Source organism: Pseudoalteromonas rubra (genome assembly GCF_005887115.1).
Taxonomy (GTDB): Bacteria; Pseudomonadota; Gammaproteobacteria; order Enterobacterales; family Alteromonadaceae; genus Pseudoalteromonas; species Pseudoalteromonas rubra_F.
In genome coordinates, this window is record NZ_PNCJ01000111.1 from 1 (window position 1) to 584 (window position 584).

1 pseudogene is annotated in these 584 nt (G+C 44.7%); it reads left to right on the forward strand.

Annotated elements, in window-relative coordinates:
* Positions 1-282: pseudogene (locus CWB98_RS23385) on the forward strand (transposase); the annotation flags it as partial.
* Between the last annotated feature and the right edge of the window lie 302 nt (positions 283-584).

Sequence of the window (584 nt, forward strand, 5' to 3'; positions counted from 1 at the left end):
AATATGCCAAGTGGTCTTCCGTTTGATTTGACCTATTACATTCAGTTGGTTGAATTAACGGGCCGATGTATGCGTGCAGATAAACGGGGTTACATCAGTGATAGCCAGCCGCTGCTGGCCAGGTTGCAAATAGAGCCAGACAACTGGCTTAAGCTTACCACTCGATTTACCAAGGTGTTTCATGGTGCAGTAGGGCGAAAGCAGGCAATAACAGATTACTGTGAGCACCTTAACAAAAAGCGACGTGTTAATCTGACTCGATGTGAGCGGTTATTGGGCTAGCATTGCTCGAGTTAGCTCCGAACTGACCGACATATCTGTTCACCCAAACTCGGTTTAGGGGACGCTTTTGTATTGTCTTATTCTGTCTATCTTCAAATATTAAGAGCTGAAATGTGTGCACCTGGCTGCTCAAAGCCCTTGTCGAACCAAGAATCCACTATATTTCAAATTCAATTTAGAACATAGCCTCATTGGTTAGGTGAGTGTAAGGGTGGGTGTCGCCGTTATCGCCGTTATCCCCTAAATAAATCAGAACACAGGTTCTGGTTAGACAATAAAACAGCGGCCAATTTTAGTTGCCC